Source organism: Ramlibacter albus, assembly GCF_014297445.1.
GTDB classification, from domain to species: Bacteria; Pseudomonadota; Gammaproteobacteria; order Burkholderiales; family Burkholderiaceae_C; genus Ramlibacter; species Ramlibacter albus.
The window spans coordinates 116,284-130,052 of record NZ_JACORU010000001.1 but is presented as its reverse complement, the minus strand read 5'-3'; the positions used below and the strand labels follow the sequence as shown (position 1 = coordinate 130,052).

Sequence of the window (13,769 nt, the reverse complement as noted above, 5' to 3'; positions counted from 1 at the left end):
TGCGCTACTGCTTCTCCCTCGACCCCCACCGTGCGCGCTGTCGACCGCATCTTCTCAGTTCTGGACGCCTTCACGCGGGAGCAGCCCAAGCTGACCCTGCAGGAGATCAGCGACCGCATCGAACTATCCAAGGCCACCACCTTCCGGCTGGTCAACAGCCTGAGCGACGCGGGCTACCTGGTGCGGTTGGATGACCAGCGCTACTGCCTCTCGATGAAGCTGGTGCGCCTAGCCGGAGTGGTCGCGGGCGGCTTGGCCATCCGCGACATCGCACACCCCAAGATGGTGGAGATCGGGCAAGTCACCGGAGAAACGGTCAGCCTCAACACGGTCGTCGGCGTGGATCGCGTCTGCGTGGACGTGGTCGAATCGACCGCGCGGCTGATGCACATCGTGAACCTCGGCGAGCATGCGCCGTTGCTCTACGGCGCCACCGGCAAGACCCTGCTCGCGCACCTTCCGGCCGACGAGCAGGCCGCCATCGTCAAGACCCTGCCGCGCAACGCGCCCTTCACGCAGGCGCAGCTGAAAGCGGAACTCTCCACGATCCGCAAGCAGGGCTATGCGGTGACCAGCAGCGAGCGCGTGCCGGGCTCGCTTGCGATTTCGGTGGCGATCTACGACATGCAGAACACCGGCAAGTACGCCCTGACTTTGACTGGACCCGAGAACCGCATGAAAGCGCAGCAGGAGCGCAACCTGCGCTGCATGCTGCAGGCGCGACACCAGATCTCGTCGAAACTCGGATCGCCGCGCTTCAGCTATTGATCCGGCCCCCTTTTCTCTTGAATGTGCCTCGGAGCGAAGCCGCCTGCACGTAATAAGTTCAAGTTCGATGAGGATGACTCAGTAGCTCGATCGGCCGGCGGCAGATTTTCGCTCCGCCGCCAACAAGCGTTGCTCGTATTGCATCGGACTGAGCTAGACCGAAAGACCCGCTGGGACTGACCTCCAGCACCTCGCATATCAGCGCTATCGGCCAGCGCGGCTTCATCGCTTCATCGACCGAATCCAGGCCTAACTTGCAGCACATCCTGTGCAAATTTCGCCGCGGCTTTTTTTGCGGTGTCGCGCTCCATCTTCAGCCGGGCAAACTCCGCCCGAAGCCGGGCGATCTCAGCCTGCGGGGGTGACCACCGGTGCGGCCTTGCCCTAGGCCGTCATTCCCAACTGCCCCCTATAGAAGCAGCGGCGCGCACCCAGTTGGTCAGGCTCGCCTTGGGCATCCCCAGCATGTTGGTCACCACCGACGCCGCGCGTCCGGCCTTCACCTGCCGGACCGCCTCCTGCTTGAACTCCAGCGTGTATTTGCCTCGGCTGCGTTCCTCGTTTATCACTCAGCTCCTCTCCCGGCATTTTCCGGGTTTAGCTATGAACTCCGAAATTCGGGGACACCTCAGGTCAACCACCATGGCCAGGTACAGCCATCCCTGCCACGCGCGTATGTAGGTGATGTCGTCGCCCAGGCTGTGCCCCAGGCGCAGTTCTGCCTCGGCGATTTGGCGCAGTCCGCACTGGCACGCAACTGCTGCGTCACTTCTAGAAAGTGCAGCAGCGACCCTGGCCTGCCGGGGTGCGCGAAAGACAGCAACCCTTCATGGGTGTTTCAGGGAATGCTGCCGCCGTAGTGATCTGCCGGTCGCACGGATCCGTCCAGCTTGACGTTCCCGAGACGTGCTGACGTCAGACCCACCTCACATAAGAACCTCTTAATTAATATGGTGATTTTTCTTGATGGAACCGACGCCATCTGTCGTGCAATGATGACCCGTCACCAAGCCTTCGCGGCCGCGCGTCTTCTATCCGAGGAACTGAGCCGAACTGGAAAGAAATGGCCACATTGCAGTCAACGGTGTCCCCGTCCCAGCCTGACTTCAAGCGCAACGCGAAGTCCATGCAAGAACTTATCAGTCAGGTGCGCGCGCTTGAAGCCCGCACGGTTGACCGGTCGGCGCGTTCGAAGGCGCGCTTCCATGAAACCGGCAAGCTCCTGCCCCGCGAACGCCTGGCCCACCTCCTCGACCCCGGCACCCAGTTTTTGGAACTGATGACGCTTGCCGGTTACTGTGGCCTGGAGGACCCGGACCCCGCCACCAGCGTGCCCGGCTCGGGGCTGATCACCGGCATTGGCACGGTGGGCGGGGCGCGCTGCATGGTCGCCATCAACGACGCCGGCATCAGTGCCGGCGCGATGCAGGCGCTCACCGGGCAGAAGCTCATCCGCGCGCAGGAGATCGCGCTGACCCACAAGCTGCCGTTCGTGCAGTTGGTCGAGAGCGCGGGTGGCAATCTGAAGAAGTACCGCGTCGAGCGCTTCATCGTGGGCGGCGGCATGTTCTACAACTTGGCGCGTCTGTCGGCGGCGGGCGTGCCGGTGATCTCCCTGATCCACGGCTCGTCGGCCGCTGGCGGCGCCTATTTGCCCGGCCTGTCCGACTACGTCGTCATGGTGCGCCAGCAGGCGCGCGCTTTCCTTGCGGGCCCGGCGCTGCTCAAGGCCGCCACTGGCGAGGAGGCCAGCGAGGAGGAACTGGGAGGCGCCGACATGCACGCGCGCACCTCGGGCTTGGCCGACTATGTTGCCGACAGCGATCTCGACGGCATCGCCCGGGTACGTGAGGTTCTGCGCTCGCTCGAATGGCCGCAGCCCGCAGCGGAACCGTCGTGGCGCGAACCGCGTTTCGACAGCGACGAACTGCTCGGCCTCATGCCCTCCGAAAGCCGCACGCCGGTGGACATGCGCGAGGTGATCGCCCGACTGGTCGACGACTCGGCCTTCCAGGAGTTCAAGGTGCTCTACGGCAGCGCCACAGTGTGCGGCTATGCCCACGTCAAGGGCCGCGCTGTCGGGATTCTCACTAACAACGGTCCGCTCGATGTTGCCGGCTCGACCAAGGCGGCGCAGTTCATCCAGCTGTGCGTGCAGCTCGGACGGCCGCTTTTGTTCCTGCAGAACATCACCGGCTTCATTGTCGGCCGCGCGCACGAGGAGGCCGGCATGATCAAGCACGGCGCCAAGCTCATCCAAGCGCTGTCCAACGCGCCGGTGCCGAGGATCACGGTGCTGTGTGGCGCCTCGTACGGAGCCGGCAACTACGGCATGTGCGGGCGCGCGTTTCGTCCCGACTTCCTGTTCTCCTGGCCCAACGCCAAGACCGCCGTCATGGGCGGCGAGCAGGCGGCAATGACGATGCGGCAGGTGGCCGAAGCCGCGGCCCGGCGCACCGGCAAGGCGCCCGACGAAGCCGCCCTCGCGCGCGAGAGCCAGGAGATCGTAGACACCTTCAACACCCAGTCCAGTGCCATCCACACCAGCAGCCTGCTGCTAGATGATGGTGTCATCGACCCGCGCGACACTCGCGACGTGCTGGGGATCGCGCTCGAGACGGTAATGCAGGGCCGCACGCAACCGGTGCACCCGATCCAGTTCGGCGTCGCGCGGCTGTAGCCGCCCAACTCTCGCGTTCTTCGGCAGCAACCCCAAAAGGAGACAACGGCATGACGATCGGAAGAAGGCAAACCCTCGCATTCCTGGCGGCCACCGCCGGCGCCGCGCAACTGCCGGGCCTGGCCCAGACGGCTTCCGCCGCGCAAGGCGGCTCCGCAACCCCCGCATGGCCGAACAAGACGGTCCGCTTCATCGTGGGCGCGGCGGCCGGCGGCTCAGCCTCGGACATCCTCACACGCTACTTCGCCGAACGCATCGGGGAGAAGTCTGGCCACCCCGTGATGGTGGAGAACCGCACTGGCGCCGACGGCAACGTGGCCGCGGAAGCCGTAGCGCGCGCACCGGCCGATGCGCACACCTTCCTCGTCACGGGCAACAACACGCACGCCGCCAACGTCCACCTCTACAAGTCGCTGGGGTTCGACCCGGAGAAGGACTTCGCGCCCGTCACCACGTACGCGCGCGTGCCCTACATTCTGTTGGTAAACCCGGTACGGGTGAGTGCCCGCACGCTCAAGGATTTCATCGCCAACGCGAAGGCCAACCCCGGCAAACTCAGTTACGCCAGCGCCGCCGTCGCGAGTCGCGTCGGCGTTGAGCAACTCAAGCTGATGGCCGGCTTCGACGCGGTGAACGTGGTCTACAAATCGGGCGCGCAGGCCATGACGGACCTGCTCGGCGGCCACGTCGATTTCTTCATCGCCGACGCGGCCAGCGCACTGGCGCAGGTCAAGACAGGCAAGGCCATGCCGCTGGGCGTCACGGTCGCGCAGCGCCTGCCGGGCGCGCCCGACCTTCCGACCATCGCTGAACAGGGCTTTCCCGAGTTCGACTTCGCCTCGTGGCTGGCAGTGTGGGCGCGTGCTGGCTCGCCGGCCGCCCAGGTGCGCGCCGCCAGCACTGTGATCAACGATGCCCTGAGCACTCCGGCCGCCTTGGCGAACCTGGACAAGCTCGGCCTTCTACCCTATCCCGGCTCGCCCGAATCGTTGCTCGCACTGCAGCGCCGCGAGACCGAGCGCTGGGGCCAGGCGATCCGCGCCGCCAAGATCCAGCCCAACTGAGTGGCCGATGCAAGAGACGCTCTCGTTTGAGGTGGCCGGCCGCACCGGCGTGCTCGCGTTGCGCCTACCGCAGCAGCGCAACAGCCTGCCGGCGCAGGCCAAGGCCGGACGCCCGCCTTCATCCAGTCGGTCGCCCACCGGCACTTCTCGCGGCGGGCCGGCCCTTCCGCTTCCACCGGAATCGTCCGCGCGGCGGCGGCGGCGGCATGGTCCCCAACCTTCCTCGTTCTCTCCTTCAAGCAAGACCCAAGCATGCTGACACCCGACCATATCGCGCTGCAAGACAGCGTCGCCAAATTCATTGCTCGCGAGATCACCCCGCACATTGATGAATGGGAAGCCGCCGAGATATTCCCGGCCCACGACCTCTTTAAGAAGCTGGGCAGCGCCGGCTTCCTGGGCGTGAACAAGCCGGTGGAGTTCGGCGGCATGGGCCTGGACTATTCGTACGAGATCGCTTTTTGCGAGGCCATCGGCGCGATCGGATCGGGTGGCGTGGGCATGGCCATCGCGGTGCAGTGCGACATGGCCACACCGGCCCTGGCGCGCTTCGGCTCCGACGAGCTGCGAGAGCAGTTCCTGAAACCGACCATCGCCGGCGACTACGTAGTGTGCCTGGGTGTGTCCGAGAGCGGCGCCGGTTCCGACGTCGCGTCGCTCAAGACCACGGCGCGCAGGGACGGCGATGACTACGTGATCAACGGCGCCAAGATGTGGATCACCAACGGCACGCAGGCCGATTGGATGTGCCTGCTCGCCAACACCGGCGGCGACGACGTGCATCGCAACAAGTCGATGATCTGCCTGCCCCTGCGGGAGAACGGCAAGCTGCGCGCGGGCATCACGATGAACAAGATCCGGAAAGTGGGGATGTGGTCGTCCGACACGGCGCAGGTGTTCTTCGACGACGTTCGCGTGCCGCAGCGCTACCGCGTGGGCGAAGAGGGCAAGGGCTTTACCTACCAGATGAAGCAGTTCCAAGAGGAGCGCCTGAGCGGCGCCACCCGCCGCGTGACTGCGCTCACCAACGTCATCAACGAAACCATCGAGTACACCCGTCAGCGCATCGCGTTCGGCAAGCCGATCCTGGACAACCAGGTGGTGCACTTCCGCATGGCCGAACTCAAGACCGAGGTGGAGATGCTGCGTTCGCTGATCTATCGCGCCGCGCAGATCCACATGGACGACGGCGACATGACCGAACTGGCCTCGATGGCCAAGCTCAAGGCCGGCCGCCTGTGCCGCGAAGTCACCGACTCCTGCCTGCAGTACTGGGGCGGCATGGGCTTCACCTGGGACAACTCGGTATCCCGCGCCTGGCGCGACCTGCGCCTGATCTCCATCGGCGGCGGCGCCGACGAGATCATGCTGACCATCATCTGCAAGCACATGGGCATCCTCCCAAAGCGCGGCTGACGATGCGTTTCGACACCCTCCTCATCGCCAACCGCGGGGAGATCGCGCGGCGCGTCATCCGCACCGCGCGCGCCGTAGGGCTGCGCACCGTCGCCGTCTACTCCGACGCCGATGCCGCCGCCCCGCACGTGCGCGAGGCCGACCTGGCTGTGCGCCTGGGGCCGGCCGAGTCGGTCGCCAGTTACCGCAATGTGCAAGCCATCCTCGACGCCTGCCGCCGCACCGGCGCGCAGGGCGTACACCCGGGCTACGGCTTCCTCTCCGAGAACGCGGATTTCGCGCAGGCCGTCGCCGATGCCGGCCTGGTCTTCGTGGGCCCGAGCGCCCGCGTCATCCGCCTCATGGGCAACAAGGCGCAGGCAAAGACGACCATGCAGGACGCCGGCGTGCCAACCGTGCCGGGCGCGCAGGGCTGCCGCAACGACGCTGACCTGCAGGCCGCTGCCGGCCGGATCGGCTACCCGCTGATCCTGAAAGCCGCTGCCGGCGGCGGCGGGCGCGGCATGCGGGTGGTGCGCAGCGAATCTGAACTCGCCCCCATGTTCCGCTTGGCGCGGTCCGAGGCGCTGGGCGCCTTCGGCTCCGACGAGATCATCATCGAGCGCGCCATTGAACAGGCGCGCCACATCGAGATCCAGGTGCTGTGCGACGAGCACGGCACCTGCCTTCACCTGGGCGAGCGCGACTGCTCGACGCAGCGCCGCTTCCAGAAGGTGATCGAGGAGGCGCCTTCGCCCGCGGTCGACGCCACGCTGCGCGAAGCCATGGGGGAGGTGGCGCGCAAGGCGTGCGCCGCCATCGGCTACACCGGCGCCGGAACGCTGGAGTTCCTCCTGGGTGCGGACAAGTCGTTCTACTTCATGGAGATGAACACGCGCCTGCAGGTCGAGCACGGGGTGACCGAGCTGGTGACCGGTCTCGACCTGGTGGAGCAGCAGCTGCGTGTCGCTCAGGGTGAGCCGCTTGCCTTCAGTCAGTCCGACGTGCGCATGACCGGCCACGCAATCGAGCTGCGGCTGTGCGCCGAGGACCCGGCGGCCGGCTACCTTCCGCAGGTCGGCCGCGTTGAGCGCTGGCAAGCGCCTCCCGGCATCCGCACGGAAACCGCGCTGGAAAACGGCTGTGAGGTCAGCCCCCATTACGACTCGATGGTCGCCAAGCTGCTGGCCGCCGCGCCCAGCCGCGCTGAATGCATCCAGAAGCTGCGCATGGCCTGCCAGCGCACCGTGCTGCTGGGTATCCGCACGAACCTGGCGTTCCTCGAACGGTGCCTGGCGCACCCGGTGTTCTTGGAAGGCGGCATGACCACCGGCTTCCTCGCACAGCAGGACATGAACGACGCCTATTGGCGCCGCGAGCCGTCGGCGCATGCGCTGGCGGCGGCCTCGCTGGTGCTGGCGGGCCTGGCCGCGCCAGGCACGCGCTCCCGGCAGGCGGGCATGTCCGCGCCTGCCGCGCTGTGGCTGGCGCCGAGCTTCCAGACCACCGCCACCAGCCTGCGCGGCCTGGGAGCAGCCGCGCGTGAAGTGCGCATCGCTGCGCAGGCGGGCGACGGCTTCGAATGGACGCCGACAGGCGAAGACAGCCAGGGTTCGGCGCCGATAAAGCTCGCCAACTTGCGCGCCGACGGCGACGAGATCGGCTTTGCGCTGGACGGCTTATTCCGGCGCTTGACCTGGGTCCAGCCTGGCGCCGACAGCGTCTGGGTGCAGGACGGGGCTGATGCGTGGCGCTACCAGCGGGTGGTGCGGTTCGACCGCGCGGGCGATGCCGGGGAGGACCGCCTGCGGTTGCTGGCACCGATGAGCGGCAAGGCCATTGCGTTGCCGGTGGCGGTGGGCGACGTCGTGGAGCCCGGGGAGACGCTGCTGGTGATGGAATCCATGAAAATGGAAATGCCGCTGTGCGCCACAGGCGCCGGGCGCGTAGCGCGCATTCTGGTGGACGTGGGTGCACAGCTGAGCGCCGGTCAGGTACTGGTCGAATTGGAGGCCGCATGAGCGACGACATCCAGCATGACTCGCGCTCGGTATTCATCGGCAGCGGATCCGGTTTCTGGGGCGATTCGGCGCTGGCCGTGCCCCAGCTGCTGACTGCGCCGCGGCTCGACTACATCGTGTTCGACTACTTGGCCGAGACGACCATGTCGGTGCTGCAGCGCGCCCGCCTGAAGGACCCCGAGCTGGGCTACGCCACCGACTTCGTGACCGGCGCCGTCAAGCCCAATCTGAAGATCCTGATGGAACGGGGCATCCGCCTGGTGTCGAACGCCGGCGGGCTCAATCCGGCCAAGTGCCGCGACGCACTACTGGCCGTTGCCGCCGAACAGGGCCTGGCGCCACGCATCGCCATAGTGACCGGAGACGACGTGCTGGCATTGGCCGACCGGTTCGAGATGCCCGACGGCCAGCCGGCCGCGGCCGCGACCGCGCCGCTGATGTCCGCCAATGCGTACCTGGGCGCGCAGCCGATCGCCCAGGCCCTGAGCGAGGGCGCTGACATCGTCGTGACCGGCCGCTGCGTGGACAGTGCCTCGCTCCTGGGCATCGCGATGCACGAGTTCGGCTGGGCGCCGCACGACTACAACAGGCTGGCGCAAGGCAGCCTGGCAGGCCACCTGGTGGAATGCGGCGCGCAGGCCACCGGAGGTCTCTTCACGGACTGGGAGACGGTGCCAGATTGGGCAGACATCGGCTACCCCATCGTGGAGCTGCAGGCGGACGGGACCTTTGCGCTCGGCAAGCCCGCGGGCACCGGCGGGCGGGTGGACCGCGCCACGGTCGCCGAGCAACTGCTCTACGAAATCGGCGACCCTGCCGCCTACGCGCTGCCCGACGTGGTGTGCGACTTCACGCAGGTGCGCATCGAAGATGCCGGAACCGACCGCGTGCGCGTGTTCGGCGCCCGCGGCCGCGCGCCGAGCGACCACTACAAGGTGACCACCACCTATCCGCGCGGCTTCCAGATTGCGATCATGATGGCCATTCGTGGCCAGCGCGCGAAGGCCAAGGCCCAGCGCACTGCGCAAGAGCTGCTCAAGCGCACGCGCGCGCAGATGGCGCGCGCTGGATTCGCCGACTACAGTGGCACGCTGGTCGAACTGCTGGGCGCTGAATCGATGTACGGCGCTCACGCCCGGGTAGAGGAAAGCCGCGAGATCGTGCTGCGAATCGCTGTGCAGCACCGCGACCGCAAGGCGCTGGCTTTCCTGCAGAAGGAGTCGGCGTCGGCCGGTACCTCGATGGGGCCGGGCACGCGCAGCCACTTCGGTGGACGTGCGGACATCCAGGCCGTCATCGGCACGGCGTCGCATTTCATCGCGAAAGAGCACGTGATGGTGTGCCTGCAAAGCGCGCCCGATGCTCCGATGCAGTACATGCCCGCACCGGAACGCGGCATCGCGACCGAACCCCTCTCCACGGACCCGGTTGGCACGGCGTCCGCCGCGCTGGACGTCGATACAGTCCCGGTCACGCTATCCCGGATCGCCCACGGGCGCAGTGGCGACAAGGGCGACGACGCCAACATCGGGGTGATCGCGCGCAAGCAGGAATTGGTGCCGGTGCTCGAGCGCTACCTCACCGAACAAAGGGTCCGAGACTACTTCTCACACCTCGTGGACGGACCGGTCACCCGCTTCGCGCTGCCCGGGTTGGGCGCGTTCAACTTTCTTCTGGAGCGAGCGCTTGGCGGCGGGGGCTCGTGCAGTCTGCGCTCGGACCCGCTGGGCAAGTGCTACGCACAGATGCTGCTCGACCTGGAGATTCCTTGCCCGCGCGATCTGCTGCCGCAGACGGACCGACTTCACAACCAAGGAGACACAGCATGACGATTCGCAGAAGACATTGCCTGGGTATGGCCGCCGCCGCGGCGGCGGGCGGATGGCCCGCGCTCGGTCGCGCGCAGACCCCGGCCCCCGGCAGCCTCGAAAAATCGGTGCGCGTGATCGTGGCTTATGGCGCCGGCAGCGCCACAGACACACTGGCGCGCTTCCTTGCCGACCGAATCGCCAAGCGCGGCGGCCGTCCCGCCGTCGTGGAGAACAAGCCCGGTGCCGATGGGAACATCGCAGCTGAAGCTGCTGTCCGGGCGCCGAACGACATGTACACGCTGCTCGTGTCGGGCTCCTCCACGCACGCAGCCAATGCCTCCATCTACAAGAAGCTGCCGTTCGACCCTGAAGCCGACTTCACGCCGATCTCCAACCTGGCGAGCGCGCCGTTCATCCTGCTGGTGAATCCGCAGCGCATCCAGGCGCGCTCGATCAAGGAGTTCCTGGACTGGGCACGCGCCGGTGGCGGGCGGGACCTTTCGTTCGCCAGCACCAGCGTCGGAAATCGGGTGGCGGGTGAACGTTTCCGCCAGGTCGCCAACCTGAAGGCGGTGAACGTGCAGTACCGCGCCAGTAGCCAAGCGATGACCGACCTGCTGGGCGGACAGTTCGACTTCTACTTCTGCGACGTGGCCACGGCCATTCCCCAAGTCAAGGCCGGAAAGACCGTGGCGCTGGCAGTGTCGGTGCGCGGCAGGCTCGCCGCCCTGCCCGAGGTGCCGACGCTGGCGGAATCGGGCTTCGCCGATTTCGACGTCGCCTCCTGGATCGCCATGTGGAGCGCGCTCGCGTCCACGCCGCCCAACGTTTCGGCGACACTGGCGCAATGGGTCTCGGAAGCGCTCGATTCGCCGGAAGGCCGCGAGTTCGTCGCCGGCAAGGGGTTGCTGACGGTCAAGAGCGGTGCCGCCACACTGGCCGCGCTGCAGCGGCGTGACACCACCGTCTGGGGCAAGATCATCCGCGAAGCAGGGATGCAGCAACCCTGAAGCGCACGCTGCCGTCAGACGGCCGCCGGTCACCCGGGCGAGATCAATGCGCTAATCTTGCGCGCGCTGTCGCTGCAATCGTTCACCCGCGAATACAGGCGGTAGCTGATCGGCGGCAACCTGGGCAGAGCCAGTTCCTGGTCGACGACCTTCAATTCCGGAGTCAGCATCTCGATCGTGCGCGGCGTGAGACCCAGCCCAGCACGCAGTGCAGCGCGTACCCCCGCCAGGGTCGACGTCTGGAACGCCGTGCGCCAGGGGCGCTCGCCTTGGGCGAGTGCCTCTATGGCCATGCCGCGGAACGGACAACCCGAATCGACCAGCACCAGCGGTAGCGGCACGCTCGGTTGCGCGTGGAAGCGGGCGCCGCCGATCCACACCACCGGCGAGGTGCGCAGTACCACGTGGTGGAAGTCCTCGTGCGGCGCGACGTCCAGCATCAGGTCGACGTCGCCGCGCCGCAGCGCCGAGGCGAGCCAGCGGCTGCGGCCCACCTGGATGTCTACCCGCAGGCCAGGATAGGTCTCCGCGCACATGGCCAGATACTCGGGCAGCAGCGTATCGACCGCGTCGACACAGGCGGCGATCTTCACTGGGTACTCGAACACCGCCTGCGTCATCGCCCGGTAGGCCTCGTCATTCAGGCTGAGGATGCGCCGCGCGTACTCGAGCAGGCGCACGCCCTGGTCGGTCAGGCGCTTGTTGCGGCCGACGCGAGTGAACAGGTCGCAGCCCACAACGGCTTCGAGTCGCTGCATCTGCTGCGAGACGGCGGCTTGGGTGCGAAACACCTTCTCAGCCGCCTGGGCGAAGTTCTCGCGCTCCGCGGCGGCCGCGAATGTGCGCAGCAATGTGACGTCGAGGTCGCGGATTTCCATAAAAATCCCTTAAGGCTTCTTTCGAATCGCAGCATTATCTAACTGGATTGCCCAGTGAACCACTCCTATGATGGCGGGACGAATCATAAGTTTTCCGACCACCACAATGGACACCGCTACTACCTCAGCCTCCGCCGCCGGGCCAGTGCGCGTCACGCGTCGCGATGCCGTCCTGCACATCGAATTGAACCGGCCCGAGGCGCGCAACCCGCTAGGTCCTGACACCGTGGCTGCGCTCGACGCGGCGGTGCGCGAAGGCGGGGCCGACGATGCGGTGCGCGTGCTGCTCTTCACTGCCAGCGGGGACGCCTTCAGCGCCGGTGGCAACTTGGCGAACATGCAGGACCGCCTCGGCGCGCCTCCCGGCTCCGATGGTCGTGACCCGATCGCCGCCGGCAACCGTTTGTATGGCGACTTCCTCGCGCGCCTGTGCGCCTCGCCCAAGGTGAGCGTGGCCGTGGTGCAAGGCCATGCGATGGGGGGCGGCGCGGGCCTGATCTGCGCCTGCGACATCTCGGTCGGCCTTGCCGGCGCACGCTACGGTTTCCCGGAAGCCGCGATCGGCCTCGTGCCAGGGCAGATCCTGCCCTTCGTGGTTGCGCGCATTGGTGTGCCTGCGGCTCGCCGGTTGATACTTACCGGCCAGCGCATCGACGGTATCGAGGCGCACCGCATCGGCCTAATCGATTACCTGGCGCATGACGCAGCCGAGCTGGCTGATCGCACCAGCGCCCTGCTCTCAGGGGTGCTGGGCTGCGGCCCCTCGGCAAGCATCGAAACCAAGCGCCTGCTACGCCAGGTGGCGCAGCCGCAAGCAGGCGCAGCCCTCGCGAGCTACCTTGACGAGGCGGCCGGTGTGTTCGCCCACCAGATGCGCACCGAGGCTGTGGAGGGTGTCGCCGCCTCACGCGCCAGACGCAAGCCGCAGTGGGCGGTCCCCGCGCCCCGACTGACGCATTGAAAGTTCACATGCATGATTCATTCAACCAAAACGCCGATCTGACCACGATCCGGGAGGCGGTTGCAGCCGTGTGCGAGCGCTTCGACGACACCTACTGGATGAACAAGGATGCCGAAGGAGGCTTCCCCACGGAGTTTCACCAAGCGATCGCCGAAGCCGGCTGGCTCGGCATCTGCATGCCCACTGAACTGGGCGGCGCTGGCTTGGGCATGCGCGAGGCGGCCACGTTGGTGCAGACCATCTCGGCCTCCGGTGCAGGGATGTCGGGCGCTTCGGCGGTGCACATGAACGTATTCGGCCTGCAGCCGGTCGTCGTGTTTGGAAGCCCGCAGCAGCAAGCCCGCATGCTGCCGCCGCTCATCGGCGGCAAGGAGCGCGCTTGCTTCGCCGTCACCGAGCCCAGCGTCGGCCTGGACACCACTCGCTTGAAGACGCGCGCGGTGCGCGACGGCGATCACTATGTGGCGCACGGCCAGAAGGTGTGGATCTCCACTGCGCAGGTGGCCGAGAAGATGCTGCTGCTCGCCCGTACCAAGCCGATCGAAAAATGCGCGCGGCCGCAGCACGGGCTGTCGCTGTTCTATACCACGCTCGACCGCAGCAAGGTGCAAGTGCGCGAGATCCACAAGATGGGCCGCGCCGCGGTGGATTCGAACGAGCTGTTCATCGATGGCCTGCGGATCCCGGTGGAGGACCGCATCGGCGAGGAAGGGCGCGGTTTTGAGTACATCCTCCACGGCATGAACCCCGAGCGCATCCTGATCGCCGCCGAGGCGGTGGGTCTGGGCCGCGCTGCCTTGCGCAAGGCGGTGCAGTACGCCAAGGAGCGGGTGGTCTTCGACCGGCCGATCGGCCAGAACCAGGGTATCCAGCATCCGCTGGCCGAGCGCTGGATGAATCTTGAGGCCGCCGACCTCATGGTGCAGCGCGCCGCCGACCTCTACGACGCCGGGCAGGAGTGCGGCGCCTACGCGAACAGCGCCAAGTTCCTCGCGGCTGAGGCGGGCTACCAGGCCTGCCTTACGGCGGTGATGACGCACGGCGGGTTCGGATACGCGAAGGAATACCATGTGGAGCGTTACCTACGCGAATCGCTCATCCCGCGCATCGCCCCCATCAGCCCTCAGATGATCCAGTGCTACATCGCCGAGAAGGTGCTGGGCCTGCCCAAGTCGTACTGA

At 66.9% G+C, this 13,769-nt stretch carries 11 protein-coding genes; 9 read left to right on the top strand and 2 right to left on the bottom strand.

Translation table 11 applies throughout. From position 1 onward, the window contains the following. The first annotated feature begins 30 nt into the window (after positions 1-30). Positions 31-768 (top strand): IclR family transcriptional regulator, encoded by a 738-nt coding sequence (locus tag H8R02_RS30735; RefSeq protein WP_187079406.1) that lies wholly within the window; start codon positions 31-33, stop codon positions 766-768. A gap of 392 nt (positions 769-1,160) precedes the next feature. Here the strand turns inward: H8R02_RS30735 and H8R02_RS00575 are convergent, their stop codons facing one another. After that, the gene (locus tag H8R02_RS00575; protein ID WP_187079405.1) at positions 1,161-1,337 is read right to left on the bottom strand and encodes a transposase; all 177 of its coding nucleotides are present in this window, start codon (positions 1,335-1,337) and stop codon (positions 1,161-1,163) included. A 494-nt stretch (positions 1,338-1,831) separates the two neighbouring features. Between H8R02_RS00575 and H8R02_RS00570 the strand changes: the two genes are divergently transcribed. The 6 genes from H8R02_RS00570 (at position 1,832) to H8R02_RS00545 (ending at position 10,749) form a co-directional block, all read left to right on the top strand. After that, positions 1,832-3,448, top strand: a complete 1,617-nt coding sequence (locus H8R02_RS00570) for an acyl-CoA carboxylase subunit beta (protein WP_187079404.1) — start codon at positions 1,832-1,834, stop codon at positions 3,446-3,448. 50 nt (positions 3,449-3,498) lie between these two features. Beyond that, on the top strand, positions 3,499-4,512 hold the full coding sequence (locus H8R02_RS00565; protein WP_187079403.1) for a Bug family tripartite tricarboxylate transporter substrate binding protein: 1,014 nt from the start codon (positions 3,499-3,501) through the stop codon (positions 4,510-4,512). 252 nt (positions 4,513-4,764) lie between these two features. Next, entirely contained in the window at positions 4,765-5,928 is a 1,164-nt protein-coding gene (locus H8R02_RS00560) for an acyl-CoA dehydrogenase family protein (protein ID WP_187079402.1), read from the top strand. A 2-nt stretch (positions 5,929-5,930) separates the two neighbouring features. Continuing rightward, positions 5,931-7,928: an ATP-binding protein gene (locus H8R02_RS00555; protein ID WP_187079401.1), complete on the top strand. Its 1,998-nt coding sequence runs from the start codon at positions 5,931-5,933 to the stop codon at positions 7,926-7,928. Then, complete coding sequence (locus H8R02_RS00550) at positions 7,925-9,757, top strand: acyclic terpene utilization AtuA family protein (protein WP_187079400.1); 1,833 nt, start codon at positions 7,925-7,927, stop codon at positions 9,755-9,757. Before H8R02_RS00555 ends, H8R02_RS00550 begins: the two co-directional genes overlap by 4 nt. Before the next feature lie 26 nt (positions 9,758-9,783). Further along, a complete protein-coding gene (locus H8R02_RS00545) occupies positions 9,784-10,749 on the top strand; it encodes a Bug family tripartite tricarboxylate transporter substrate binding protein (protein WP_255429111.1) in 966 nt (321 codons plus the stop codon). Between the two features lie 29 nt (positions 10,750-10,778). Here H8R02_RS00545 and H8R02_RS00540 read toward each other — a convergent pair whose 3' ends face one another. Further along, positions 10,779-11,627, bottom strand: coding sequence for a LysR family transcriptional regulator (locus H8R02_RS00540; RefSeq protein WP_187079398.1), 849 nt, complete (start codon positions 11,625-11,627; stop codon positions 10,779-10,781). 106 nt (positions 11,628-11,733) lie between these two features. Here H8R02_RS00540 and H8R02_RS00535 point away from each other — a divergent pair, with 106 nt between their 5' ends. Together H8R02_RS00535 and H8R02_RS00530 are read left to right on the top strand one after the other, a co-directional pair. Beyond that, positions 11,734-12,588 carry an enoyl-CoA hydratase/isomerase family protein gene (locus H8R02_RS00535; protein WP_187079397.1) on the top strand — a complete coding sequence of 285 codons (855 nt, stop codon included), beginning with the start codon at positions 11,734-11,736 and terminating at the stop codon, positions 12,586-12,588. A gap of 8 nt (positions 12,589-12,596) precedes the next feature. Continuing rightward, a complete protein-coding gene (locus H8R02_RS00530) occupies positions 12,597-13,769 on the top strand; it encodes an acyl-CoA dehydrogenase family protein (RefSeq protein WP_187080556.1) in 1,173 nt (390 codons plus the stop codon).

Excerpts from the sequence above, each read along its gene's own strand:
- H8R02_RS00530 (WP_187080556.1), top strand. The coding sequence starts at position 12,597 with ATGCATGATTCATTCAACCAAAACGCCGATCTGACCACGATCCGGGAG.
- H8R02_RS00555 (WP_187079401.1), top strand. The coding sequence starts at position 5,931 with ATGCGTTTCGACACCCTCCTCATCGCCAACCGCGGGGAGATCGCGCGG.
- H8R02_RS00545 (WP_255429111.1), top strand. The coding sequence starts at position 9,784 with ATGGCCGCCGCCGCGGCGGCGGGCGGATGGCCCGCGCTCGGTCGCGCG.
- H8R02_RS00565 (WP_187079403.1), top strand. The coding sequence starts at position 3,499 with ATGACGATCGGAAGAAGGCAAACCCTCGCATTCCTGGCGGCCACCGCC.
- H8R02_RS00570 (WP_187079404.1), top strand. The coding sequence starts at position 1,832 with ATGGCCACATTGCAGTCAACGGTGTCCCCGTCCCAGCCTGACTTCAAG.
- H8R02_RS00560 (WP_187079402.1), top strand. The coding sequence starts at position 4,765 with ATGCTGACACCCGACCATATCGCGCTGCAAGACAGCGTCGCCAAATTC.
- H8R02_RS00535 (WP_187079397.1), top strand. The coding sequence starts at position 11,734 with ATGGACACCGCTACTACCTCAGCCTCCGCCGCCGGGCCAGTGCGCGTC.
- H8R02_RS00540 (WP_187079398.1), bottom strand. The coding sequence starts at position 11,627 with ATGGAAATCCGCGACCTCGACGTCACATTGCTGCGCACATTCGCGGCC.
- H8R02_RS00550 (WP_187079400.1), top strand. The coding sequence starts at position 7,925 with ATGAGCGACGACATCCAGCATGACTCGCGCTCGGTATTCATCGGCAGC.